The sequence below is a fragment of the Streptomyces sp. NPDC001137 genome (genome assembly GCF_040298885.1).
GTDB lineage: Bacteria > Actinomycetota > Actinomycetes > Streptomycetales > Streptomycetaceae > Streptomyces.
In genome coordinates, this window is sequence record NZ_JBEPBA010000003.1 from 202,272 (window position 1) to 228,094 (window position 25,823).

Genomic DNA, 25,823 nt, shown 5'->3' on the forward strand with positions numbered 1-25,823 from the left:
TCGTCCGCGGCATGCAGGACCCTGCCGCGGACCCGGGTCATCCCCGGCCGTCGGCGGGGGCGAGGACGATGTCGAAACGGACCTGTGTCCAGGTGCCGTCGACGGCCCGCCCGTCGGGGGTCGGCGTGCCCGCCGGACGCCGGTCGAAGTCCTTGACCAGGGACTCCTTGACGCCGAAGACCGTGTCGGAGTCGAGCAGCTCGTCACCCCGGACGAAGATGTGCGTGACCAGGGTGCGGCAGCCGGGTGCCTCGACCATGAAGTGCAGGTGCGAGGCCCGCATCGGCGAGCGGCCGGTCGCCGCCAGCATCCTGCCCACCGGGCCGTCGTGCGGGATCGGGTACGGCGTCGGTGTCACACCCCAGAAGCGGTAGCTCCCGTCGGCCTGTGTGAACAGGTGCGCGCGGGCGGCCACCCGGTCGTCGTCGTACTGGACGTCGTAGAACCCGTCCTCGTCCGCCTCCCACACCTCGATCTTCGCCCCGGCGATCGGGGCGCCGTCGGTGTCGCGGACGGTTCCCTCGACCCAGCAGGGCTCGCCGGCGGCCCCGAAGGACATGTCCCCGCCCGGCTCGATCGTCGGGGAGCCCGCCACGAAGAAGGGGCCGAAGACGGTGGCCTCGGTGGCGTCGCCGTGGGCCTCGTTGTTGATGGCGATCGTCTGCATCGACGCCCCGAGCGTGTCGGAGAGCAGGATGAACTCCTGGCGCTTGTCGTCGGTCAGATGGCCGACGGCGGTGAGGAACTCGATGCCCTTGTTCCACTCCTCCTCGGTGAGGCGGACGTCGCGCAGGAAGGCGTGCAGGTGCTTGACGATCCCCTGCATCAGCTCCTTCAGGCGCGGATCCTGGCAGGCGTCGAAGGAGCGTTGGACGCGCGCGATCAGGTCTTCCTCCCGGGCCGCCTGCTCGGAAGACACATCGTGGAGCGTCATACGGCGTCACTTCCTTCCCAGGCCGCGCGCAGCAGCGCGGTGAGGTTCTCCTCGGTGACATCAGTGGGGTTGCCGGCGGGGACGGCGGCCAGGACGGGGGCGACTGCCCGTGCGATGCCGTCCTCGGGCATGCCGTAGTCACGCAGCGCGCGGGGGGCGTGGAGCGTCGCGCGCAGTGCGGTGAGTCCCGCCACCGCCGTTCGGCTGCCGAAGGCCTCGGCGATGCGCCGCTCGGTCTCCGGTACGGCGGGGGCGTTGAAGGCGAGCACGTGCGGCAGCACCACCGCGTGGGTCTGGGCGTGCGGCAGGTTGAACATTCCGCCCAGCACATGACAGATCTTGTGGTGCAGGCCCGAGCCGGCCGAGGCGAAGGCGACGGCGGCCAAGTAGGCGCCGTACAGCGTCTGTTCGCGCCCTTCCAGTCCGGTGGGGGCGGCGGCCACGGCGGGCAGGCCCTGGGCCAGAGCGCGGATTCCCTCGGCCGCAAGGGCCCGGTCGATCGGGTCGGCGCGCGGCCCCCACATCGAGTCGACGCAGTGGGCCAGGGCGTTGAGACCGCTGGCCACGGACATCTCCACCGGCAGGCTCGACAGCAGCGAGGCGTCGTAGACGATCGAGCGCGGCAGGACCCGCGGGTCGACCCCGGTCGTCTTCACCTCGCCCTCGGTCAGGCCCCAGACGTTCGTCGCCTCCGAACCGGCGTACGTGGTCGGGACGGCCACGATCGGCAGGCCGGTCGTCAGCGCCACCGCCTTGGCCAGGCCGGTCGTCGAGCCGCCGCCGACGCACACCAGCGCGTCCACGGCACCCTCCGTGGCGGCTTTCCGGGCGCGCTCGGCGACGTCGACCGGGACATGCATGACGACCTCGTCGTGGCGCACCGCCACCGGCAGGTCCGCCCCGAGGCGGTCGGCGAAGGCCGCCTCCGCCGGTGCGGCGATCAGCATCACCTTCGTCGCCCCCAGCGCAGCCACCTCGGCGGCCACCGCGGCCGGTGCCGCGCCGGGGGCGAAGACGACCCGCTGCGGCAGAGTCTCGTGGATGAACCGCACGCTCACACCTTTCCGAGCAGCTGGGCGAGGGCGCCGCGCAGGGCCGCCTCGGGGTCGTCGGCGAGGCTCATCGAGCGCCAGGCGACGTGTTTGTCGGGGCGCACCAGGATCGCTCCGGACTCCTCGACCTCACGCAGCTTGGCCCAGTCGTAGTAGAGGTCCGTCACCTCGCGGCCGGGGCCGATCACCACGGTTTCGAGCGGGATGCCGAGGTCCCGCCCGACCTTCTCGGCGGCACCGGCCCAGTCCTCACCGGCGATGCCCGTGAGCAGGGTCCAGCGGGTGTACGGCGCCAGGTCCATCAGGGCGAGTTTGGTGACGTTGTCGCCGACCCAGGCGTGCGGGAGGTGCGCGCCGGGGCTGGTGGACATGACGTGGTAGAGGTCCTCGTCCCGGCTCGGGGCGGGGCGGGTGCCGTCGGAGACGACGGCGGCGGACTCGTAGAACTGGCCGAGCTCGACGCCGTGCGCGTTGAACTCGTAGTTCTTGGTCTCCATCGCCGCCACCAGAGCGGCCCGCTTGGCCGCGCCCTCCGGGGTGTTGGCCTTCCGCTCCTCGATCAGGGCCCGCATCTCGTCCTCGTCCTTGGCGTCGAGGACGCCGAGGGCCTGGAAGAGGTCGACGAACTCGCGGCTGGACTTGTTGGCCCGGGTGACGATCCGCTTCGCGACGGGCGCCCGCTCCACCGAGTACGTCTCCAGCAGCGAGGGGTCGGCCTGCCCGCGCAGCACGGCCGCCAGCTTCCAGGCCAGGTTGTAGGAGTCCTGGACGCTGGTGTTGGAGCCCAGGCCGTTGCTCGGCGGGTGACGGTGGACGGCGTCTCCGGCGCAGAAGACACGGCCCTTGTGGAGGTGGGTGGCGTACATCTCGTTGTTGCCCCAGAGGCTGGTGCCGGTGATCTCGACGTCGAGGTCCGGGATGCCGAGCAGCTGCCGCACGATGCGGATGGCCTCGGTCTCGTCGACCACGGGGGGCTCGGAGTTGATGTCGTACCCCCATACGATGAGCCACTCGTTCCAGGGGCGGACCATCCGGACCAGTCCGGCGCCGATACCGCCGACGTTGGCGCCCGGCTGGATCACCCAGTACAGGACCGAGGGCCGGTGGCCGACGTAGGACGCGATGTCGGCCTTGAAGGTGATGTTCATCGAACCGGCGATGTCCATCGCGCCCTCGTAGGGCAGGCCGATGTCCTCGGCGACCCGGGAGCGGGCCCCGTCGGCGCCGATGAGGTACTTCGCGCGGATGTCGTACTCCTGACCCGTGAGCCGGTCACGGACCCGGACGGTGACGCCCGTGTCGTCCTGCGTGTGCGAGAGGTACTCCGTGGAGAAACGGGTCTGGGTGCCGCGGACCGTGGCGTTCTTGACGAGGATCGGTTCGAGATAGGTCTGCGGGATGTCGACGGTGAGGCAGGGCGAGGCCAGCCGGTAGTCCGCCTCCCGGTCGGGCCGGGTGCCCCAGGTGTGGATACGGCCGATCTCCTCGCCCGCGATGGAGGTGCAGAAGACGGTGTCACCGACGAGCTCATGGGCGGTGGCGTCGGCCAGCACCTGGTCCTCGATCCCCATGTCGCGGAAGATCTCCATCGCCCGCTGGTTGGTGATGTGCGCCCGGGGTGTGTTCGCGGTCCACCGGTACTTGGTGATCACGATGTTGTCGATCCCCAGGGTCGACAGGAACAGCGCCGCCGAGGCGCCGGCCGGACCGGAGCCGACGATCAGGACATCGGTCTCGACGTGCGCCGATGTCGGGAGTTCGGTCGCTCGCTGACCGTCGTTGAACTCGGGCATGGGGCCTCTCGCCTTCTTCTCGCGCCGCTTTGAAGGCAGCGTGCCCCCGGCCGCGACCGCATCGGGCGGGACGGGGTGGAGGACGGCCGAAATCCGTATGACGCGGCTGTTTCGAGGGCGCTTCGTCGCTGTGGCGAGGGTGGTTCGCCCGCTTTCGTTCAGTCCCGCTTCGCGGCCGTACGGCGCAGCTCGCCCGCGGTGATGCCGAACCGGGCGTGGAAGGTCTGCGAGAAGTGGGCGACCGAGCTGAATCCGCACCTGGTCGCCACCGTCGCCGTGCGCACCTCGGCGGCGTCCGGTCCGGTCAGCAGGCCGTAGGCGGCTTCGAGGCGCCGGCCGAGCACATAGCGCGGGAACGTCGTGCCCGCGTCGGCGAAGACGCGGGTGAGCTGACGGACGCTGATGCCGACGGCCTCGGCGACCTCGGGGGCCGACAGGCGCGGATCGTGCAGCCGGTCCTCGACGAGGGCGCAGGCGAGCGCGCGATGGACGACGGGCGGACGCGTGGCCCCGTCGCTCACGAGGACGGACGCGAGGTCGACGAGGGCCTGCTCGTCGGGCCGGGTCGCGCCCTGGACACCGACGGCGCGTCCGACGAGACGGGCCAGCGCGCGGCCGTACGGGTTGCTCTCGTCACGCCGGACGACAAGCGGTTCCCCGAGGTGCACACCCTCCGGCAGCGCACGGCGGTCCACGCGCACCGCCAGCTCGTCCAGCCCCTGGCCGAACCCGCGGACGAAGCTGCCGTCCGCATCGCAGACCAGGACGTCGCCGGGGCGGATGACCTGCCGCCGGCCGGCCTGCTGGAACAGCGCCTCCCCGCGCAGGGAGACATAGATCGCCACGGAACCCGTGGGCCGTCGTTCGATGAGGTCGGCAGGGCGCTCGACGACGTGGGCGGTGGTGCGGACACGCGCCAGATGCACCCGCCCGAGGTCGAGGTTGTCCTCACGCGCCCGGAAGTCCTCACCGCCCGGTGTACGGCACATCAGGGCGATCAGGGCGTCGGCGTTGTGCTCCTCCCAGGCCCGCAACCGCTCCACCGACGGCAGGTGCGCCGTCGAGAACACCTGCGCCGGACGGGGCGCTGCTGCGGGTGCCAAGTGCATGGTTCAGAGAGTAGATCCGCAATCCGGGGTTCCCAACCCCCGGGGATGCCGGCCCCTCCTTGCCCCTCGACGGCGACCGCGCCTCGAAATGATCCGAAAAAAGATCCCGGCTCGCGGCAACCCTGTGCGGAGCCTGTGACAACAGGGAAGCAGATCCGGCCAGTCCCGATGGCCGAGCCCGGCTTTCCGCTCATGAACGGCATGCAAGGAGAACAGTCCTCCATGAACAACCCCACGAACGGCGGGCGCCGCGGGCGTCACCGCCGCCGCTGGACCGCCACCGGTCTGCTGCTCGGCGTGCCCGCCGTCCTCGTGCCGTATCTCCTGTACGCGCAGGAGGACTCGCAGGCCGCGACGGTCGACGGCGACGCCTACTACCGGCTGGTCTCCGTGCGCAGCGGCAAGGTGCTGGACGTCAACGGCTTCTCCACCGCCGACGGCACCCGTGTCCAGCAGTGGGCCGACCAGAGCACCGCCAACCAGCAGTGGAAGCTGAAGTCCGCGGGGGACGGCTACTACGAGCTGGTGAACCGTAACAGCGGCAAAGTGCTCGGCATAGCGGGCGATTCCACCGCTCAGGGGGCCGCCGCCGAGCAGCAGACCGACCGTTCCTCCACCTCCCAGGAGTGGAAGATCAAGGAGGTGAGCGGTACCGACGCCGTCACCCTCACCTCCCGCAGGAGCGGCCAGGTCCTGGACGTCTCCGGAGGCTCCACGGCCCAGGGCGCGCCGATCATCCAATATCCCAGCAGGGGCAGCTCCAACCAGCAGTGGAAGCTGGTGAAGACGGCCGAGACCCGGACGGCCGGGACCGGCGGCGCGCAGACCACGGCCGCGGCAGGACCGTATGTGTGGAAGAACGCCCAGGTGGTGGGCGGCGGTTACGTCACCGGGCTGGTGTTCAACCAGAAGGAGAAGGGCCTGTTGTACGCGCGCACCGACATGGGCGGCGCCTACCGCTGGGACACCGCGGCCGAGCAGTGGATCCCGCTGACCGACTGGCTCGGCGAGAAGGACTGGAACCTGCTGGGCATCGACTCGCTGGCCAGCGACCCCGTCGACCCCAAGCGGCTCTACCTCGGGGCGGGCACTTACACCAACGAGTGGGCCGGCAACGGCGCGATCCTGCGCTCCACCGACCGGGGCCGCACCTTCCAGCGCACCGATCTGCCGTTCAAGCTGGGCGGCAACGAACCCGGCCGCGGGGCGGGCGAACGGCTCGTGATCGACCCCGCGGACCACGCCACCCTGCTGCTGGGCACCCGCAAGAACGGCCTGTGGCGCAGCACCGACTACGGCGTGACATGGCGTCAGGTCTCCTCGTTCCCCGTCAAGGACGGGGCGGGCAGCGGCGCGGGCATCTCCTTCGTGACGTACGGCCCGGCCGGCAGCAACACGGTCTATGTCGGCGTCAACGACAAGGACACCTCCCTGTACCGCTCCACCGATGGCGGCAGCAGCTGGCAGGCCGTCTCCGGGCAGCCCACCGGCCAGATGCCGCAGCACGATGTGGTCTCCGGTGACGGATCGCTGTACCTGACGCAGCAACAGCATCGGCCCCATGGACGCGACGGCGGGCTCGGTGTGGAAGTACACCCCGTCTCGCGGGGTGTGGAAGAACATCTCGCCGTCGCAGGGTGGTTACGGGTTCTCCGGTCTGGCCGTCGACGCGCAGAAGCCGTCCACGGTGATGGTCACCACCCTGGACCGGTGGTGGCCCGAGGACGAGATCTACCGGACCACCGACGGCGGCACCACCTGGAAGGCCCTGGCCGACAAGTCGCAGCGCAACGCCTCCGTCGCTCCGTACGTCGGCACCCACACCGGGCACTGGATGACCGCGCTGGCCATCGACCCCTTCGACTCCGGGCACGCGTTGTACGGCACCGGCAACAGCATCTGGCGCAGCAAGGACGCCAATGCCTCCGACAGCGGTGGCACCAGCCACTGGGCCTCCGGGGCCCGCGGGCTGGAGGAGACCTCGCTGGCGGACGCGATCGCGCCTCCCGGCGGCGCCACCGTCATCACCTCCATGGGCGACCAGGGCGGCTTCCGTCACGACTCCCTGACCGAGGTGCCCGCCGGACGGCTGAAGAACCCGCTGATGAGCAGCAGCACCGACATCGACTTCGCCCAGTCGGCCCCCGCGGTGATGGTCCGCGTCGGCACGGGCGGCGCGCAGGACGGCGCCTACTCCACCGACGGCGGCAGCAGCTGGAACGGCTTCACGGCAGAGCCGGTGGGCAGCGCGAACAGCGGCCATGTCGCGCTCGCGGCGGACGGCTCCACCATCGTGTGGACCGAGGCCGGCCAGGCCCCGTACCGCTCGACCGACAAGGGCGCGAGCTGGTCGAGGGTCAGCGGCCTGAGCACCGACGCCGTGGTCGTCGCCGACCGCTCCTCGGCCAGGATCTTCTACTCCCTGTCCGGCGGCACTCTCTACGCCAGCACCGACGGCGGCGCGACCTTCACCGGCCGTGCCACCGGCCTTCCCTCCGGCCGGCTCACGGCCGTCCCCGGCATCGCCGGGGACCTGTGGATCGCCGGCGGTGACAAGGGGCTGCTGCACTCCACCGACGGCGGCCGTAGCTTCACCACGCCCGGCTCGGTGCAGTCCGCCTCCGCCCTCGGCTTCGGCAAGGCCAAGCCGGACACCGGCTACCAGGCCCTGTACCTGATCGGCACGGTCAAGAACGTCACCGGAGTCTTCCGCTCCACCGACAAGGGCGCCACCTGGCTCCGCGTCAACGACGACGCCCACCAGTGGGGCGCCATCGGCAGCATCGGCGTCATCACCGGCGACCCCGACACCTACGGCCGCGTCTACATCGGCACCAACGGACGCGGCCTTCTGTACGGCGACCCGTCCTGACCCGACGCCCGAGCGGGGCCGCAGGCACCACGCCTGCGGCCCCGCTCGCTTCGTCCAACTGATTGGTCGTCAACTCCTTTCGCCGGTACGGCGCTTGCTGACGAAGTAGACCACCGCGGCGACGGTCGGATTTCCGACGAGGGCGCGTTGACAGCCGTCGCCGCTCAGGAGGCCGTCCTCGTCCGCGACGCCGGGCCGGAAGCCGCGGAGGAGGGTGCCGCCGCGGACGTGGACGAGGAGGTTGTCGACCGGCGCGTCCATGAAGGCGTACAGCGGAGGCACGACGACGACCCGGTACGGCGAGCCCTTCACCCGGCTGCTCGGCGCCCTGCCGGGACTGCCGCCGCTGGAAGCAGCAGACGGCGTCGGCGCCCCGGGCCACGGCAGGACGCGTTTCAACCCGAACGCACCGGCCGGAGCGCCGTGGAGCAGGGGACGATCTAGGCTGGAGGCAGCCGCTGGAAACCAGCCCTGACGGGCACGGACGTCCGGACGGAGGCATGGCGCGTGGAGATGGCCGGCAACCAGGACTCCCCCACTGCCGTTGCCGTGGTGGGTCCCGACGGCTTGGTGAGCGGCTGGAGCGAGGGGGCCCGGCTGCTGCTGGGCTGGACGGCGCAGGAAACCGTCGGCCGCCCCGTGACCGATCTGCTGGTCGACCCGCCGCCACCCGGCTTCCCCGAGGACTACGGCACCGGCCCCGACCCCACGGGCTTCATCCCTTTGCGCCGCCGGGACGGCTCCACACTGGACGCCGTGGTGGCTGCTCACCCGTTGTTCGGCCCCGACAGCCGGGGGCTGGGCCACGCGCTGACCATCCAGCGCTGGGGACGCCGCCCGGTGATCGCCGACCGGGCCTTCGAGCAGAGCCCCTTCGCTCTGGGCGTCTACGACCCCGAGCTGCGGTTCCTGTGGATCAACGCCTCCTCGGCCCGGGTGATCGCCCACACCGAGGAGCAGGTGCTCGGCAGGAAGTACCGCGAGCTGTTCCCCGAATTCGACCGCACGCTGTTTCCCGAACGGGACGACAAGCCCTACACCGACGCCCTCGCCCAGGTGGCGAGGACGGGCGAGCCGATGCGTCTCATCACCGTCTTCCGTCCACTCGGCAGTAACTACGCCAACGCCTGGGCCACCAGCATCTGGCCCGTCCGGGACGCCGAGGGCAGGGTCCGTGCGATCGCCAACTGGGGATTCGACATGAGCGCCGAGTACTGGGCCCGGCAGCGCCTGCTCCTGCTCAACAAGGCCAGCGGCGGCATCGGCCGGACACTCGACGTGATCGGCACCGCCCAGGAACTGGCCGACACCTCCGTGCCGGGATTCGCCGACCTCGTCACCGTGGATCTCTTCGAGGAGGTGCTGCGCGGGGAGGAGCCGCCCTCCGTGGCCGCGTTCAGCCCCGGAGAGACGATCGTGCTCAGCCGTGCCGCCCGGCACAGCGCGAACGAGGACACCGACCGCGCTGCCGGGCCGACGACGCCGGTCGGCCACACTCCCGGTTCTGTCGCCGCCCGCTGCATGGCCACGGGCAGGTCCACGGTGGAACTCGCCGCCGAGCCCGGCGAGGGCGGCGAATGGGCCTTCGGACCCGGTCTCGCCGCCGACCCGGCCCACTGGCCACCGGGCAACCCGGTGATCGACGAGTCCCTTGCCGCGGAGGGGCTGACCGGCCGGATCACCGTGCCGCTCCGGGCCCGCGGTGCGCTGCTCGGCGTGGTCGCCTTCTCCCGCCTGGACCGGCCCGAGGCCTTCACCGCCGACGACCTGATCCTCGCCGAGGAGCTGACCGCCAAGGCAGCCGTCGCCATCGACAACGCCCGCCGGTACTCGCGTGAGCGCACGACGGCGCTGACCCTGCAGCGCAGCCTCCTGCCACAGGGGCTGCCCAAACAGGAGGCGGTCGAGGTGGCCTCCCGCTATCTGCCCGCCGGGACCGGCGCGGAAGTGGGGGGTGACTGGTTCGATGTCATTCCGCTGTCCGGCGCCCGGGTCGCCCTGGTCGTCGGCGATGTCGTCGGTCACGGACTGCACGCCTCGGCGAGCATGGGCCGGCTGCGCACGGCGGTCCGTACCCTCGCCGACGTCGACCTGCCGCCGGACGAGCTGCTGACGCACCTGGACGACCTGGTCCTCCACCTCGCCAGCGACCTCCAGGCCACCGGCGACCTCCAGGCGACGGGCGAGTCAGGGGCCACCTGTCTGTACACGGTCTACGACCCCGTCTCCCGCCGCCTCACGCTGGCCAGCGCCGGCCATCCCCTGCCGCTGATCATCTCCCCGGACGGCACCTGGAGCCCGGTACCCGCCCTTCCGGGGCCACCGCTCGGCATCGGTGGGCTGCCTTTCGAGGCCACCGAGCTGGAGCTGCCCGAGGGCAGCCTGCTGACCCTGTACACCGACGGGCTGGTGGAAAGCCGTGAGCGCGACGCCGACCAGCGGCTCGCCGAACTTCAGCGAGCCCTGAACCCCTCGGCCGCCTCACTGGAGGCCCTGTGCGACACGGTGATGGACGCCATGCTCCCCGAACGCCGCACCGACGACGCCGCCCTGCTCCTCGCTCGCACGCGCGCGCTGGATCCCCGCCACGTCGCCGACTGGGACGTCGAGCCCGACACCGCCCAGGTGCCGCGCGCCAGGAAGTTCGCCGTCGACCAGGTGGACGCCTGGGGCCTGGAGGAGGCCGCCTTCGTCACCGAGCTGGTCGTGAGCGAGCTGGTCACCAATGCCATCCGATACGGCGAGCCGCCGATCAAGCTGCGGCTGATTCGCGACACCTCCCTCATCTGCGAGGTCTCCGACGCCAGCAACACCGCTCCGCACCTGCGCCGGGCCCGCGCCTTCGACGAGGGCGGCCGAGGTCTGTTGCTCGTCGCCCAGCTCACCCAGGGCTGGGGCACCCGGCACACGACCAACGGCAAGACCATCTGGTGCGCGCAGTCCCTCCCCGTGCCCGAGCCGTACTGAGCGCCGGGTCAAGGACCGAAGCCGTCCTCCACCTTCTCGAAGAAGAACTCGTGTTTGAGGAAGGAGACGTCGTACTCGTGGCCGGCCTGCGGTGGCAGCAGTTGGGAGGCCTGGAACAGACGCCACCCGTCGTGCAGTGCGGCCAGCCCTGTGGCGTAGGGCGGCTCGTCGCTGTCGCCGGTCGTCGGACGGGTCCGGCCGGTCCCGTCGTACCGGGACCAGCCCACGACGTCGGAGTCCAGCGCCGACGTCGCGAGGTAAAGGACCAGAACCTGCTGCCTCATGCGTGACTCCCCTTCAGGGTCGGCCGGTTGCTGACGCGCGTGACCCAGTACTCGACGTCGAACGAGTCGTCACCGGTCAGCGCCCGCCACAGCAGGGCCCGGTTGTAGATCTCCAGTCGGGCCGTGGCCTGCTCGTACCACGGGAAGTAGGTGTTGAGTTCGGCGGTCACCGCAGGGTCGTCCAGGTCGGAGAGGTCCCACAGACGCACCTGCGGCACGGTCGGGTTGAGGCGGAGCTTGTACATGTAGCGGCGGCGCGCGGTGTCGTTGCGGCGGCCACCGTGCCAGATGCCGTGGTGCACGAGCACGACCGTGCCTGCCGGGCAGGTAAGACGGGTCTGCCCCTTGAGGTTCTGGACGCGGCCGACGTCCGTCTCGTTGATCCTGCGCAGATGGCTCCCGGGCACGCTCAGGGTGCCGCCCATCTCCGCGGTCACCTCGTGCGGGTAGTACATGAGCTGGATGTCGAACGCATCGGGCCGCACGTCGATGATCGCGTCTGCGTGGAGCGGCTGCGCCTGTCCCTCGTGCGGCTCGCGCACATGAACCGCCTGGTGGTCGACGGTCGGCCGGGGGCCGACCAGGCTCTCGACAGCGCCCGCGACAACCGGCAGGGCCAGCAGTTCGTGGACGAAGGTGTCGGGCGCGAACGCCCCGTCCAGCGGAGTGCCGTAGGCCACTTCCTGCAGGCCCTCGGCCAAGGCCGCGATGGCCCGTTCATTGATGTCCTGGGGCACCACCCCGTCCAGGCGCAGGAATCCCTGCGCGACGAAGCGCGCCACCTGAACCGATGTCAGGAGTTGCTTGCTGGTTGGCATGCGACGAACGTACGTGTCCCGGACCGCTGCGTCGTGGGCTGAAATCATCCACTGCTGGTAGTTTTCCATCCTCATCGGAGTGGTGCCGGTCAGCCGACCGGGCTGAACGTCCACAGCAGGTTGGTGCTCTGCTGCCAGGTCCACTGCTTGGTCACGGACCCTGAGGCGACTGTTCCACCGCTGTCGAGGACCAGTCCCGTGCTGCGGTTGGCGATCGAGTACTGGCCCTGGCCGCGGTGGGTGATCCGCCACTGCTGCGTGTCGCTGCCGTCCCAGGCCTTCTGTCGGGCAGGGTCGCCGTTGGTGGTGGAGCCCCAGCCGTCGGCGACCATGCCGTTGGTGCGGTTGACGAGCTTGTAGTAGCCGTTGCCGAGTTCGATTGCCTGCCACTGGAGATTGGAGTTGTCTATCGGCTGCCACTGCTTCAGATTCGACCCGCCGGCGACATTGCCGCCGCTGTCCAGCGCCAAGCGGCTGGTGACATTGGTCAGGCGGAAGTACTTGTCGGGCCTGAACGTCACCTTCAGTGATCTGATCGCGTCATTGTTGCCGGTCGCCACAAGGTCGGGGGTGTTCGAGGTGAACGTCCAGGCGGTGCCGGTGAAGTTGTCGCCGGCGTAGCCCGTCACCTGGTAGCCGTCGGGTACCAGGACGGAGGAGGCCATGGCGGGTTCCAGGCCGGCGGCGGACAGCTGGGAGGAGGTGTAGCTGCCCAGCGGCAGGACGACGCTGGCGCCTTGGTAGTTGACGTTCTCGAACACCGCCGGTGAGACCCTGATGGGCATGCCCTGGACCTCGACGCACACCACGGAGACGTTGGTGTCCGGCGCGGTGGCCGGCACGGTGACGTCGATGGTGCCGCCGCTGACGGTGTAGGAGAGCGAGGCCGAGGGGTTGTTCAGCAGATAGACGCGGCGGATCGGGTTGTCGAGCGCCGGAATCCGCAGCTGGCCGTTCGTGGGCCAGGTGAAGACATGGGCGAAGAGCTTGCCGTTCTTCTTGGTGACCTTCCCCCACGCCGGTTCGGTGGCGAACGGGCTGCCGCTGGTTCCGTGGATGCTGTCGCTGTACGTCGACATCCATGAGGCCAGGCCGCTCAGGACGCTCTCCGTTCCGGTGGTGACCAGGCCCTCGCCCGTGGGGCCGATGTTCAACAGGTAGTTGCCGTCCCGGGAGACCACCGTGACGAGCTCTTGGACGATGTCCTTCAAGGGTCTGTAGCGGGTCTCACGCCCCGCGTTGTAACCCCAGGAGCCGTTCATGGTGGCGCACTTCTCCCACTGCCGAGCCATCGGCTCGGCGGGTATCCCGAACTCCGCGACCGTGTAGTCGCCGAGCCCGAGGTCCCGCTTGACCCGTTCGTTGACGATGAGACCGGGCTTGCGGGCGATCAGCCAGTTGTAGAGGTCGACGCCATCCGATTTCAGCCACCAGTCCGTAAGGGTGGGACTGGAAGGCTCGCCGGACCAGTCGCCGTCGAACCACAGCAGTGCCGGGTCGTAGCGGTCCAGCAGTTCCTGGAGCTGCGCCTTCATGTCGGCGATGTAGGCGGTGCGCGCGGCCTGCGAGGACATCGTGGTGAAACCGCCCTGGTAGCGGTCGACCTGTGACGGATGGTTCCAGTCGAGGATCGAGTAGTACAGGCAGAACTTGATCCCGCGGCTCTCGCACTCCCTCTTGAGGTCCCCGAGCAGGTCGGTCTGGAAGCCGCTGTAGTCGTGCAGGTTGTACAGCTTGGTGCCGGTGGTGTCGGTGAAGCTCGCCACGTCGGAGTCCCACATCGCGAAGCCCTCGTGATGTTTGGCGGTGATCACGAGGTACTTCATGCCGGCGTTCTTGGCCAGTTCGGCGACGGCGGCGGCGTTGAACCGGCTCGGGTTGAACTTCTGGCTGACCTGGGTCTGGTAGCTCGCCTTGCTCCACCGCTCCTGGTCCATCGCCCACTCGCCGTGGCCGAGATACGAGTAGGACCCGAAGTGGATGAACATCCCGAACCGGGCCTGGTACCACCAGTCCATCTTCGAGGGGACGGTGTACGCCTCCGCGGTGGAGGGCCACAGGACCTGCGGCAGCCCGAAGGCCGCCACTCCCCCGGCGAGGGCGGCGGCCTTCATCAGAGAGCGTCTGCTGAGGGAGGCAGGGGACATGGCGCGGCTCCATGGGTCGAGGGGGGATGTCGGGGCGAGACATCGGATGGATTTATAGGAGACATGGGATGGCGGCGTCCATAGCTGGGGCGAGATTGACTCAAAGAGGGAACCAGAAAGGCCTTTTGGGGGATCCATGGAGGCTCGACGCCCCACACCCTCAGAGAGTGAAGCGCCATACATAGGATCTATCATGTGAACAGGTGGGGCCATGCCCTGGGGGCGCCGGGGCCGGGGGTGGTCAGTCCGGCTGCGGATGTCCGATCAGCAGGTCGTAGCCCGGCGGGAGTTGGAGCAGGACGCGGTTCGTCAGGTCCTCGCCGGCGATGTCGGCCACGACGCTGAGTACGGCGCTGACGTCCCAGGTGGCGGTCTTCTCCGTGGCGCCTTCGATCCAGGCCGCGGTTGCCCGGATGAACCGTTCGGGCGACAGCGGTTCATGCGCCTGGAGCGGGTTGAGCAGGACGTACGCCAGCGTTTCCGGGAGCCGGGCGGCCAGCTCGGCGCGCACCTCACCCACCAGATGTGCGCCCAGCAGGGCCATGACGACCCGGGAGACTCGTTCCGCCTCCTGCTGCGAAGGGTATTCACCGCGTTCCTGGACCGCGGCGATGAAAGCATCCCAGTGCATGCGCATGACGTCCTCCGTCAACGGCGGGCCACCGACGGATGCGGTCGGTTCCGCGCGGGTTCCTCGCGGTGGAGCCGGCCCGGTGACCTCCACGGTGGCCGGACGCAGTAGTTGCTCGCCGAGCCGGTATCCCGAACGGAGGACCGTCGAGCACACCAGGCCGTCCCGGTCGGAGACCTGGTACGTCAGGGCGTCGTGCCAGACGGGGTCGAACGGATCGCCCACCTCGCCGAACGACGTGACGCCCAGCGATCCGAGCTCGCTCTTCAGGCTGTCGGCGATGTCCTTCAGGCCGGGCGTGAGCGGCTCGTGCGCGCACGCCCGGTCGACGGCGTCCAGAACCGGCAGCAGCGCCCGGAGCACATTGGCCACCGCGATCTCACGGACGGCCATGCGGTCCCGCCGCACCCGCTTGCGGTAGTTGTCGTACTCGGCCTTCACCCGCTGCAGGTCGGCGGTCCGCTCCTCCACCAGGCGCCGCAGCTGCTGCAGTTCGGTGCTCTGCGGCTCACTCCTGGTCATCGTCAGCCGGCCTCCGGCTTGTCGTCGTCGACGATCTCGGCGTCCACCACCTCGTCCTCGGACGAACCACCTGCGGACGCGTCGGCCGCACCCGTCGGCTGCTCGGCCCGCGACTTCTCGTACAGGGCGGTGCCGATCTTCTGCGCGGCCTGCGACGCACGGTCGATCGCCTGCCGGATCGCCGCCGTGTCCGTGCTGTCGTCCTTCAGCTTCTCCTTCAGGTCGGCCAGCGCGGTCTCCGTCTCGCTCTTCGCGTCGGCGGGGATCTTGTCCGCGTTGTCCGTGAGGAGCTTCTCGGTCGAGTAGACGAGCTGCTCGCCCTGGTTGCGGGTCTCGGCGGCCTCCTTGCGGCGCCGGTCCTCCTCGGCGTGCTGCTCGGCCTCGCGGACCATGCGGTCGATGTCGTCCCTGGGCAGCGCGGAGCCGCCGGTGACGGTCATCTTCTGCTCCTTGCCCGTGCCGAGGTCCTTGGCGGAGACATGCATGATGCCGTTGGCGTCGATGTCGAAGGCGACCTCGATCTGCGGCAGTCCGCGCGGTGCCGGGGCGATGCCGGTCAGCTCGAACATGCCGAGCTTCTTGTTGTACGCGGCGATCTCGCGCTCGCCCTGGTAGACCTGGATCGTCACCGACGGCTGGTTGTCCTCGGCCGTGGTGAAGATCTCCGAACGGCGGGTCGGAATGGTCGTGTTGCGCTCGATCAGCTTGGTCATGATGCCGCCCTTGGTCTCGATGCCCAGGGACAGCGGGGTGACGTCGAGCAGCAGGACGTCCTTGACCTCGCCCTTGAGCACACCGGCCTGCAACGAGGCACCGACGGCCACGACCTCGTCCGGGTTGACACCCTTGTGCGGGTCCTTGCCGGTCAGCTCCTTCACCAGCTCGGTCACCGCGGGCATGCGCGTCGAGCCGCCGACCAGGACGACGTGGTCGATGTCGGACACCTTGATCCCGGCGTCCTTGATCGCGTTGTGGAACGGCGCCTTGCAGCGGTCCAGCAGATCGGCGGTCAGCTGCTCGAACTGGGCCCGGGTCAGCTTCTCGTCGAGGTGCAGCGGTCCCTCGGCGGACGCGGTGACGTAGGGCAGGTTGATGGTGGTCTCCGACGAGCTGGACAGCTCGATCTTCGCCTTCTCCGCCGCCTCGCGCATGCGCTGCACGGCCATCTTGTCCTTGGACAGGTCCACGCCGTAGTGGTTCTTGAACTGCTTGACCAGGTGGTCGACGATCCGCTGGTCCCAGTCGTCACCACCCAGGTGGGTGTCGCCGTTGGTGGCCTTCACCTCGATGACGCCCTCACCCATCTCCAGCAGCGACACGTCGAAGGTGCCACCGCCGAGGTCGAAGACGAGGACCGTCTGGTCGTTCTCCTTGTCCAGCCCGTAGGCCAGCGCGGCGGCCGTCGGCTCGTTGATGATCCTCAGGACGTTCAGGCCCGCGATCTCACCGGCCTCCTTGGTCGCCTGTCGCTGGGCGTCGTCGAAGTACGCGGGCACGGTGATCACCGCGTCGGTGACGTCCTCACCCAGATAGGACTCCGCGTCCCGCTTCAGCTTCTGCAGCACGCGCGCGGAGATCTCCTGCGCGGTGTACTGCTTGCCTTCGATGCCGCCGTGCTCCGGGAACCGCCACGCGTGATCCCCCATGTGCCGCTTCACGGAGCGCGCGGTGCGCTCCACGTTCGTCACGGCCTGCCGCTTGGCGACCTCGCCGACCAGCACCTCGCCGTTCTTGGCGAACGCCACCACCGAGGGCGTGGTCCGTGTGCCTTCCGTGTTCGTGATGACCGTGGGCTCGCCGCCCTCGAGGACCGCGACCACCGAGTTCGTCGTTCCCAGGTCGATACCGACCGAGCGCGCCATCTTGCTCTTCCTCCTCACCCATGCGCTGCTTCACGTTTCCGGTCAGTCGGCGTCATCGGGACGGCCGCTCCCACCGGACGGGACCGGCGCGCAGCAGGGGCGCGGGGCGGGCGGCCCCGAGCACCACCACGAACCGCCGGGCGGGACCGACCGGCCGCACGAACACCGGCCTGCGGTCGTCTGCCCGCTCCGCCGCCCGCTCGTACCTCCGGTCGTAGGCCGCGCGCAGGACCGGATCGCGAAGCGTTTCGTACGCCGCCCGTGCCTCACCGAACCGCTGGGCGGTGGCCGCGTCCACACGCGTGTCGGGGCGCAGTTCCCACACCCGGGCGCGGAAGGCGGAGGTGATCGCCTGGCCGTCGCCGAGGGCTCCACGCCCAGCACCGCATACAGGTCCGCTCCGCGGCCTGGCGCCTGCATCCCGGCCATCTCCTCACCCCTTGCGACCTGCTGGTTTCACCCCTACTTGCCTCATTTCCGAGATAAAACTTGAGTCCCGTCTTGTCAAGTATGGGAGGGGAGAGGCAGAGGGTCCACCAGGCGGCACACCGGAGCCGGTCAAGCCATGGCGGCGCCGAGCGGCGGCTCCTACCTCTGCGCGTTGACGGCCTGGCGGTGCCGATCAGGTGGGCACGTTCTGGCGGTAGGGCCGCACCGCGCGGCGGGCGATGGCGAAACGGTGCGTCTCCGACGGGCCGTCGTAGATCCGGAAGGGGCGTACCTCACGGAACAGACGGGCGAGGGGTGCGTCGGCGGCCGAGACGCCGAGGGCTCCGCAGATCTGGACCGCCCGGTCGACCACCCGGTTCACCGCCTCCGCCACGAAGGTCTTGGACACCGAGGAGAACTGGGAGGCCGCGGCGGAGCCGGTGTCCAACTCCCAGGCCGTACGCAGGATCAGGGCGCGGCTCGCCTCGATGTCGATCTCGGAGTCGGCCAGCATCTGCTGGACCATGCCGAGGTCTCCCAGCGCCGAGCCGAAGGCCATCCGGCTCCCGGCCCGCTCCAGTGCGATGTCCTGGGCGCGCCGGGCCGCTCCCAGCCAGCGCATGCAGTGGGTCAGCCGGGCGGGAGCGAGCCGTACCTGGGCGCCCTCGAAGCCGCGGTCCACCGCCCCCAGCACCTGCCCCTCCCCCACCACGCACCCGTCGAAGACGATCTCGCTGTGCCCGGCGAAGAGCGACTCGTCGAGGGTCTCGATCGTCCGGACGAGGCGCATGCCGGGGGTGTCGGCGTCCACCAGGAACATGGTGGCGCCGCCCGGGTCGCCGGGGCCGCCGGAGGTACGGGCCATGACGATGGTGAACCCGGCTCCCTGGGCACCGGTGATGAACCACTTCCGCCCGTCGATACGCCAGCCACCCGGCACCCGGGTCGCGGTGGTCCGCAGCAGGCGGGGATCGGCACCCGCTCCGGGAGCCGGTTCGGTCATGGCGAAGCAGGACCGCGTCTCGCCCGCGGCGAGCGGGCGCAGATACGTCTGCTTCTGCTCTTCGGTGGCGACCTTCTCCAGCAGGTGCATATTGCCTTCGTCCGGGGCCGCGCAGTTCAGCGCCAGCGGACCGAGCAGCGAGTAACCCGCCGCTTCGAACACCACCGCCTGGCCCCGCAGGTCGAGCCCGTGGCCGCCCCAGCGCTTCGGTACGTGCGGAGCGAACACCCCCGCGTCACGGGCGGCTTTCTGCAAGCTCTCCCGTACGGCCTCGGGGGCGTCGTGCACGGACCCACCGCATTCGCGCTCGGCCGGGACGGCCACCTCGCGCACGAACTCCGCGGTGGCCTCGGCAAGTTGAGCGACAGTCGGGTCGACATCGAACTGGATGGGCACGGGACCTCCCGCCGACGGGCGTACGGGCGTCCTCAGCCGTCGCCTTCTAGAAACTGTATAGCGTGTTTAGTATCTTGCCCGGAAGTCCCCGGCCGCGGGAAGACGACGGGAGAGGCACCCATGAGCCCGACAGCGAGTACCGGCCCGGTCCGCACGGTCCGCCATCCCGACGGCGTCGTCGAGCTGAGGCTGGACGATCCCGGCCGCGGGAACGCCCTGGATCTCAGCACGGCCGAGGCACTGCGGGACACGGCCCTGGAGGTCGCCGCGGACCCGGGCGGCGCGGTCCTGCTGCGGACGACGGGCGGCAGCTTCTGTGTGGGCGGTGACCTGCGCGCGTTCGCCGGCCGCGGCACGGAGACCGGGGCCTACGTACACGCCGTGGCGAGCGCCGCACACACCGCGATACAGGTCCTGTACGAGCTGCCGGTGCCGCTGGTGACCGCCGTGCGCGGCGCGGCAGCGGGCGGCGGGATCGGCCTCGCCCTCGTGGGCGACATCGTCCTGGCGGCCCGGTCCGCGCGGTTCCGGCTCGCGTACACGGCGATCGGACTCACACCGGACTGCGGGGCGTCGTGGTTCCTGCCGCGCCTGGTGGGCCCGCGCAGGGCGGCGGACCTGGTCCTCACCAACCGGGTCCTGACCGGTGACGACGCCGAACTGTGGGGCCTGGTCTCCCGGTGCGTGCCCGATGCCGAACTGGACGACACGGCCCACCGGACCGCGGCCGACCTGGCCGCCGGCGCGGGCGGCGCACTGCGCGCCGCGAAGGGGCTGCTGCGCCTCGGCACCGGGGACGATCTACGTCGCCACCTCGCCGAAGAAGCGCGCTCCATCGCCGCCCTCGCGGACGGCCGGGACGCACAGGACCGCATGACGTCGTTCCTCGCGGCGAAAAGTGTTTCTTGAGTCCCTCTTCACTAACCCGCCTGCCGGGGCGTAACCTCCGGGCAACACAGAACCGAGCAAAAGGTGTGGCGATGCAATCTGCTGCCGTGGACCTTCCGGACGCGTCCGACGAGCCCCTCACCGAAGCCGTCGTCGACCTCGTTCTGCGTGGCATGTGGCGCGGCCGTCCGGCCTCCGAGCTCCGGCCGCTGGTGGACGCCGGGCTGGCGACGGTGAAGGGGCCGGTGGTGCTGCCGACCGAGCGGGCCAAGTCCGCCGTCGCGCGGTTGCTGCGGGTTCCCGCCGGCTCCGAGCAGGAGGAGCTGATCACCGCGGCGTACGAGGCGTTCCTGCCGGTCAACCGGAAGATCCGGGACGTGTGCACGGCATGGCAGTGCCGCCCCGACGGCACGGCCAACGATCATTCCGACGACGTCTACGACGCCGGGGTGCGCGAGTCGCTGGAGGACGTGCACGAGGCCATCCAGCCCGTGCTGCGCCGGCTGGACCGGGTCCTCGCGGGCAGTGGGCGGTACCTGACCGACCTGGAGGACGCCCTCGACCGCTTCGACGACGGCGCGCCGCAGTGGCTGGCCTCGCCGCTGTGCGACTCGTACCACACCGTATGGATGCGGCTGCACCAGGAGCTGCTGCTCGTGCTGGGCATCAGCCGGGCCGAGGACGAGGCCCGTGAAGAGGAGCTCGTCACCAGGGGGCTGGGGTGAGCGTCACCGACCGCGAGGCGGCGCCGCCCCCAGCGTCCGAGACGCCTCTCCTGTCCCCCGGTACCCCTGGCCGGATCCTGGTGCCGTACGGGCAGGGACGCATCCGGGGCCTGGACGCCGGCGAGCTGGGCGCGCACGGCGCGGCGATGGACGGGCTGGTGGCCCTCGGCCTGCCGGTCGTGCCGGGGCTCACCGTGCCCGCCGCAGCCGCGGCCTCGCTGTGTGAAGCCGCCACCTCCGAAGCCGCCGTAGAGCTCGTCGAACAGCTCTCGGGACGGCGGATCGGGGATGTGACCCGGCCGCTGCTGCTGCGTCTGTCGGCGAGCGCGCCGACCGAGATCGCCGGGCTGCCGCCGGATCTGGCCTGTCTCGGTGTTGCACCGGACACGGCCGACGGCCTGTGCGCCGTGATCGGGCAACCGGACGCGTTGCACGAGGTGTGGGCCGCCACCGTACGTGTGATCGCCGAACACGCCCTGGACGTTCCCGGTGCGCTGCTCGACGACGCCCTCCTGGACACGCCGGAGCCGCGGGCGCGGGTCGAGGTGCTGCTGTCCCTGGTGGCGGAGCACGGCTCCCGGCCCTTTCCCGACGACCCGGCACAACAGCTGGCGCTTGCCGCCCACGCCCTCCTGGCCCGGTGGGACTCACCGCGCGCGCGAAGGTCCCGCCGGGCCCAGCGGCTTCCCGCCGACCTGGCCCTCGCCCTGCATGTGCAGGCCCTGCGCATCGGCCCGGCGGACCACTCGGGCTACGGCACCGCCGTCAGCCGCGATCCCGAGACCGGGCGCCTCTCCCCGCAGGGGTCCTTCTTCCGCGGGGTGCGCCGCAGCGCCCCGCCGCCGCACTCCGGTGAACCGCTGGACCGGCTCGCGGGCGGCACCGCGCTGCTGGAGCACTCCCTGCTCACCCTGGAACGGCACCTGCGCGCGCCGGTGTCGGTCGACTTCGAAGTACGCGACGACGAGATCTCCCTGCTCGCCGCCTCCGCCCAACTCCGCCCGCCGCTGCGGGCGTCGGTGTGTCTGGCCGCGGACCTGGCCCGGGACGGGGCGCTCGGCCACGAGGAGGCCGTCCGGCGGATCACCCCCGTGCAGGTACAGGAACTGCTCCACCCCCAACTGCGGCTGACCGGTGGGGAGGAACTCCTCGTGAGGGGCCTGCCCGCGTCGCCGGGAGCGGCGACCGGGACGGTGGTGCTGTCCAGTGACAGGGCCCTCGAACTGGCCGCCGACGGCACCCGGGTCGTGCTGGTGGCCGCCGAGACGACCCCGGCGGACGTGCCCGGCATGCTGGCTTCCGTCGCCGTGCTGACCGGCAGCGGCGGGATCGCCTCGCACGCCGCCGTGGTCGCGCGGGGCGCCGGCAAGCCCGCCGTGTGCGGCGCCGAGGGGCTGCGCGTGGACCGGGCGGCCGGGACGGTCCGCTTCGGGGAGCGCGTGGTGCGCGAAGGCGATCCGGTCTCGCTGGACGGCCGTACCGGCGCCGTCTACGCGGGCACGCTGAGCGTCAGCGTCGCCGGACCGCCGCCCGAACTGTCCACCCTGCTGAGCTGGGCGGACGACGTGCGCCGACTGGGCGTACGGGTCAACGCCGACACGGCCGCCGAAGTGGAGACGGCCCTCGCGCTGGGCGCGGAGGGTGTCGGGCTCTGCCGTACGGAGCACCAGTTCCTCGGCGAGCGGCTGCCGTTGATCCGCCGGGTGCTCCTGGCCGCCGACCCCACCGCCCGTGACGAGGCCCTGGTGGCGCTGGAGCGCGCCCAGCACGAGGACTTCACCGCGCTGCTGGCCGCCGTGGGGAACCGCCCGGTGACCGTGCGGCTGCTGGACGCCCCGCTGCACGAGTTCCTGCCCGCCGCCGGCGAGGCCCTGGACGCGGGCGAGGAACAGCGGGCCGCCGCACTGCGCGAGGCGAACCCGATGCTCGGGCTGCGTGGGGTACGGCTGGCGCTGCTGCACGAACGGCTCTACCCGGCGCAGGCCGAGGCGCTCTTCACCGCCTGGGCCGATGTCGCCGCCACCGGAGTCCGGCCGGAGCTGGAAGTGATGATCCCGCTCGTCAGCCTGCCGGAGGAACTGGCCGCCGTGGCCGCGTACGTACGCGACGCCGCGGACGCGGTCACCGCCCGCACCGGAGTGGAGGTCCCCTACCGGCTCGGCACGATGATCGAGACCCCGCGCGCCGCACTGCTGGCCGGGGAACTCGCCGAGCACGCCGAGTTCTTCTCCTTCGGCACCAACGACCTCACCCAGCTCACCTACGGGTTCTCCCGGGACGACGTCGAACGCCAGGTGCTCTCCTCCTACCAGGAACGCGGGTTCCTGACCGCCAGCCCGTTCGCCCGGCTCGACCCGCACGGGGTGGGTGCCCTGGTCGCCCTGGCGGCCGAGCGGGCCCGGAGCGTACGGCCCGGCATCAAGCTGGGCGTGTGCGGTGAGCACGGCGGTGACCCTGAGTCGATCGCGTTCTGCGACGGACTCGGCCTCGACTACGTCTCGTGTTCCGCGCACCGCGTCCCCGTGGCCCGGATGGCGGCCGCGCACAGCGCGCTGCGCACACGCGACGACACCAGCGGGAGCACACGATGACCGGCACCGTGACCGAGACCGACGGCACAGCCCTGTCGGACACCGAACTGGAAGACCTCCGCGACACCGTCCGCACGGTGTGCGCGGACGCCGGCGGCACCGCCGCGGTACGCCGGCTGTCCGAGGAGACCCCCGGCATCGACGCCGGGTTGTGGGACACCCTCGGCCAGCAGGTCGGCCTCGCGGCACTGGGCCTGCCCGGGTCGGCGGGAGGCATCGGCGGCCTCGCCGGGATCGCCGCCGTCTGCGAGGAGTTGGGCCGAGTCCTGGCACCGGTGCCGCTGTTCTCCTCCACCGTGCTGGCCGGGCAGGTGCTGGCAGGCTGCGGCACGGCCGACAAGGCGCTGGGCAGGCTGGCGGAGGGCGTCGTACACGCTCTGGCCGTGGTCTCCCCCGACGGGACATGGCGGGCCGACGCCGTGCCCGTGGCCGTCTCCTGGCAGGGCGGCGTCCCCCTCCTTGACGGCACCGCGCCGTTCGTCCTCGACGGCGCCGACGCCGAGGCACTCGTGGTGGCCGCGACCGGGGCCGACGGCGTGGACCTCTTCCTGGCCGATCCGCGAGAGCCGGGTGTCACGGTGCGCCGGGTGCCCACCCTTGACCTCAGCAGGGGCCAGGCGGTGGTCACCTTCGACGGCGCCCGGGCCCGGACACTGACCGCCGGCGGCGAGGGAGCGGGCGTCGTCTCCCGCGCACTGGACGTGGCCCTGGTGGCCCTGGCGGCCGAGCAACTGGGCGGAGCGCAGGCCGCCTTGGACATGACGGTGGCCCATGTGCGCGACCGTACCCAGTTCGGCAGGGCGATCGGCGGCTTCCAGGCGGTCAAGCACGCCTGCGCCGACATGCTGCTCCAGGTCGAGGCCGCACGGTCGGCCGTGGTGCGCGCGGTCCGGGCGGAGGGCTCACCTAGGGCGCTGGCCGAGGCGGCGGCCGTGGCACAGGCGTGGTGCGGCGAGGCGTTCGTCTCCGTCGCCGCCGAGTGCGTGCAGCTCCACGGCGGGATGGGCTTCACCTGGGAGCACGACGCGCACCTGTACTTCCGGCGCGCGCAGTCCGACGCGGTGCTGCTGGGGGGCGCCACGCATCACCGGGAACGGCTGGCCGCCCTGCTGGGCTGGTGACGTGGAAGGAGGGCGGAACATGACCACCAGGCTCATCGACGAGTCACTGTTCGAGAACCCGGACGACCGTGAGCACGGCGACCGTGAGCACGGCGACGGGGACGCACCGCGTCTCGTGGGCGCCCGCTGCTCCGCGTGCCACACCGTCGTCTTCCCCCGGCAGGACTCGTGCCCCAGGTGCGCGGACGGGGTGATGACCGGGCAGGTGCTGCCGGTCCGGGGCCGGGTGTGGTCGTGGACGCTCCAGGCGTTCCCTCCGAAACCGCCGTACCGGCCGCCGGCCGGCGGCTACCGGCCCTACCACGTGGGCTATGTCGACCTGGGTGAGGTGCTGGTCGAGGCGCGGCTGGCGGTGCCCCGCGAGGAGATCCGGATCGGTCTGCCGGTCCGGCTCACCCTGGTGCCCGCGTACCGGCACGACGACGGGACCGAGGTCGTCACCTTCGCGTTCCGTCCGGAGCGGGACGGAGAGCTGTGAACCGGCCCGACGACGTGTACGTGGTCGGATGCGGGATGCATCCCTTCGGCCGCGACGAGAGCGTCACCGGCATGGAGATGGCCGAGCGGGCGGTGCGCGCGGCGCTGGCCGACGCCGGTGTCGCCTGGGAGGACATCGGCTACGCGGCCGGCGGCTCCGACGTCTCCGGCAAGCCCGACACCCTGGTCGGCCGTCTGGGTCTGACCGGAGTGCCCTTCGTCAACGTGCAGAACGGCTGCGCGACCGGTGCCTCCACGGTGCTCGCGGTGGCCAACGCGCTGCGCGCGGGCGAGGCCTCCCTGGGACTGGCGGTGGGCTTCGACAAGCACGAACGCGGCGCCTTCCACGTCTCCGCGGCCCGCTACGGCCTGGGCGACTGGTACGCCGAGACCGGCATGATGCTGACCACCCAGTTCTTCGCGCTGAAGACCCAGCGGTACCTGTACGAGCACGGAATCTCCGAGCGGGCGCTGGCGATGGTGGCCGAGCGCGCCTTCCGTAACGGTGCGCAGCACCCCCTGGCATGGCGGCGCAAACCGCTGACGGAGCGGGAGATCCTGGACTCCGCCGAGGTCAACCCTCCGCTCACCCAGTACATGTTCTGCTCGCCCGGACAGGGCGCGGCGGCTCTGGTCCTGGCCCTCGGCGACCGGGCCTTCGACCTGTGCGAACGGCCGGTCAGACTTGCCTCGTTGGCCTTCCGGACCCGGCGGTTCGGTTCGTTCGAGGTGTTCTCCCCCTGGCTGCCGCCCGGACCCCACCGCAGCCCCAGCGTCGACGCCGCGGAGGCGGCCTTCCGCACCGCGGGCATACGGCCCGCGGACGTACAGGTCGCCCAGCTTCAGGACACGGACAGCGGCTCGGAACTGGTCCACCTGGCGGAGACCGGACTGTGCGCCCACGGCGAGCAGGAAGAGCTGCTGGCCGCCGGGGCCACCGATCCCACGGGCCGGATACCGGTCAACACCGATGGCGGCTGTCTGGCCGGCGGTGAGCCCGTCGGCGCCTCCGGACTGCGTCAGTTCCACGAAGTCGTACGGCAGTTGCAGGGCCGGGCGCCCGGTGCGCAGGTACCGGGCGCGCCCCGGGTGGGCTTCACCCATGTGTACGGCGCGCCCGGGATCAGCGCCTGCTCGGTCCTGACGGTATGAGAGGCGGCGGGCACGCCATGCGACACGGTGGCAGACCGCGATGGTGACCG

At 71.0% G+C, this 25,823-nt stretch carries 19 protein-coding genes and 2 pseudogenes; 8 read left to right on the top strand and 13 right to left on the bottom strand.

Annotated features, from left to right (window positions below; genetic code table 11):
- Nucleotides 1-37: 37 nt before the first annotated feature.
- The 4 genes from ABT254_RS06900 to ABT254_RS06915 all read right to left on the bottom strand — a co-directional run bounded on the left by ABT254_RS06900 (nt 38) and on the right by ABT254_RS06915 (nt 4,888).
- Entirely contained in the window at nt 38-934 is an 897-nt protein-coding gene (locus tag ABT254_RS06900) for a hydroxyquinol 1,2-dioxygenase (protein ID WP_351464630.1), read from the bottom strand.
- Nucleotides 931-1,986, bottom strand: coding sequence for a maleylacetate reductase (locus ABT254_RS06905; protein ID WP_351464633.1), 1,056 nt, complete (start codon nt 1,984-1,986; stop codon nt 931-933). The genes ABT254_RS06900 and ABT254_RS06905 overlap by 4 nt, the downstream gene beginning before the upstream one ends.
- Nucleotides 1,987-1,988: 2 nt before the next feature.
- Nucleotides 1,989-3,779, bottom strand: a complete 1,791-nt coding sequence (locus ABT254_RS06910; protein WP_351464636.1) for an FAD-dependent oxidoreductase — start codon at nt 3,777-3,779, stop codon at nt 1,989-1,991.
- A gap of 158 nt (nt 3,780-3,937) precedes the next feature.
- Nucleotides 3,938-4,888, bottom strand: coding sequence for an AraC-like ligand-binding domain-containing protein (locus ABT254_RS06915; protein WP_351464639.1), 951 nt, complete (start codon nt 4,886-4,888; stop codon nt 3,938-3,940).
- A 222-nt stretch (nt 4,889-5,110) separates the two neighbouring features.
- On the opposite strand from ABT254_RS06915, the pseudogene ABT254_RS06920 reads away from it, so the two are divergent.
- Nucleotides 5,111-7,760: pseudogene (locus ABT254_RS06920) on the top strand (RICIN domain-containing protein).
- Between the two features lie 69 nt (nt 7,761-7,829).
- Here ABT254_RS06920 and ABT254_RS06925 read toward each other — a convergent pair.
- Nucleotides 7,830-8,072 (bottom strand): hypothetical protein, encoded by a 243-nt coding sequence (locus ABT254_RS06925; RefSeq protein WP_351465617.1) that lies wholly within the window; start codon nt 8,070-8,072, stop codon nt 7,830-7,832.
- Nucleotides 8,073-8,273: 201 nt separating this feature from the next.
- Here ABT254_RS06925 and ABT254_RS06930 point away from each other — a divergent pair, with 201 nt between their 5' ends.
- The gene (locus ABT254_RS06930; RefSeq protein ID WP_351464642.1) at nt 8,274-10,727 is read left to right on the top strand and encodes a SpoIIE family protein phosphatase; all 2,454 of its coding nucleotides are present in this window, start codon (nt 8,274-8,276) and stop codon (nt 10,725-10,727) included.
- A gap of 8 nt (nt 10,728-10,735) precedes the next feature.
- Here ABT254_RS06930 and ABT254_RS06935 read toward each other — a convergent pair whose 3' ends face one another.
- The 8 genes and pseudogenes from ABT254_RS06935 to ABT254_RS06970 form a co-directional block, all read right to left on the bottom strand.
- Nucleotides 10,736-11,011, bottom strand: coding sequence for a hypothetical protein (locus ABT254_RS06935; protein WP_351464645.1), 276 nt, complete (start codon nt 11,009-11,011; stop codon nt 10,736-10,738).
- Nucleotides 11,008-11,829, bottom strand: coding sequence for a phytanoyl-CoA dioxygenase family protein (locus ABT254_RS06940; protein WP_351464648.1), 822 nt, complete (start codon nt 11,827-11,829; stop codon nt 11,008-11,010). The genes ABT254_RS06935 and ABT254_RS06940 overlap by 4 nt, the downstream gene beginning before the upstream one ends.
- Before the next feature lie 89 nt (nt 11,830-11,918).
- Nucleotides 11,919-13,976, bottom strand: coding sequence for an alpha-L-fucosidase (locus ABT254_RS06945; RefSeq protein ID WP_351464650.1), 2,058 nt, complete (start codon nt 13,974-13,976; stop codon nt 11,919-11,921).
- A gap of 241 nt (nt 13,977-14,217) precedes the next feature.
- Entirely contained in the window at nt 14,218-14,613 is a 396-nt protein-coding gene (locus ABT254_RS06950) for a DUF2267 domain-containing protein (protein WP_351465578.1), read from the bottom strand.
- Nucleotides 14,614-14,748: 135 nt separating this feature from the next.
- Nucleotides 14,749-15,129, bottom strand: a pseudogene (grpE, locus tag ABT254_RS06955) (nucleotide exchange factor GrpE); the annotation flags it as partial.
- Nucleotides 15,130-15,131: 2 nt separating this feature from the next.
- Entirely contained in the window at nt 15,132-16,991 is a 1,860-nt protein-coding gene (gene dnaK / locus ABT254_RS06960) for a molecular chaperone DnaK (RefSeq protein WP_351464653.1), read from the bottom strand.
- 52 nt (nt 16,992-17,043) lie between these two features.
- The gene (locus ABT254_RS06965) at nt 17,044-17,289 is read right to left on the bottom strand and encodes a hypothetical protein (protein WP_351464656.1); all 246 of its coding nucleotides are present in this window, start codon (nt 17,287-17,289) and stop codon (nt 17,044-17,046) included.
- Between the two features lie 324 nt (nt 17,290-17,613).
- Nucleotides 17,614-18,819, bottom strand: a complete 1,206-nt coding sequence (locus ABT254_RS06970; RefSeq protein WP_351464659.1) for an acyl-CoA dehydrogenase family protein — start codon at nt 18,817-18,819, stop codon at nt 17,614-17,616.
- A gap of 120 nt (nt 18,820-18,939) precedes the next feature.
- Between ABT254_RS06970 and ABT254_RS06975 the strand changes: the two genes are divergently transcribed.
- The 6 genes from ABT254_RS06975 to ABT254_RS07000 all read left to right on the top strand — a co-directional run bounded on the left by ABT254_RS06975 (nt 18,940) and on the right by ABT254_RS07000 (nt 25,773).
- On the top strand, nt 18,940-19,728 hold the full coding sequence (locus tag ABT254_RS06975; protein WP_351464660.1) for an enoyl-CoA hydratase/isomerase family protein: 789 nt from the start codon (nt 18,940-18,942) through the stop codon (nt 19,726-19,728).
- A 71-nt stretch (nt 19,729-19,799) separates the two neighbouring features.
- A complete protein-coding gene (locus ABT254_RS06980) occupies nt 19,800-20,432 on the top strand; it encodes a hypothetical protein (protein ID WP_351464663.1) in 633 nt (210 codons plus the stop codon).
- Nucleotides 20,429-23,023: a putative PEP-binding protein gene (locus ABT254_RS06985; protein ID WP_351464665.1), complete on the top strand. Its 2,595-nt coding sequence runs from the start codon at nt 20,429-20,431 to the stop codon at nt 23,021-23,023. The genes ABT254_RS06980 and ABT254_RS06985 overlap by 4 nt, the downstream gene beginning before the upstream one ends.
- The gene (locus tag ABT254_RS06990; protein ID WP_351464668.1) at nt 23,020-24,144 is read left to right on the top strand and encodes an acyl-CoA dehydrogenase family protein; all 1,125 of its coding nucleotides are present in this window, start codon (nt 23,020-23,022) and stop codon (nt 24,142-24,144) included. The genes ABT254_RS06985 and ABT254_RS06990 overlap by 4 nt, the downstream gene beginning before the upstream one ends.
- 19 nt (nt 24,145-24,163) lie before the next feature.
- The gene (locus ABT254_RS06995; RefSeq protein WP_351464671.1) at nt 24,164-24,622 is read left to right on the top strand and encodes a Zn-ribbon domain-containing OB-fold protein; all 459 of its coding nucleotides are present in this window, start codon (nt 24,164-24,166) and stop codon (nt 24,620-24,622) included.
- Nucleotides 24,619-25,773 carry a thiolase family protein gene (locus tag ABT254_RS07000; RefSeq protein WP_351464674.1) on the top strand — a complete coding sequence of 385 codons (1,155 nt, stop codon included), beginning with the start codon at nt 24,619-24,621 and terminating at the stop codon, nt 25,771-25,773. The genes ABT254_RS06995 and ABT254_RS07000 overlap by 4 nt, the downstream gene beginning before the upstream one ends.
- Nucleotides 25,774-25,823: the final 50 nt, after the last annotated feature.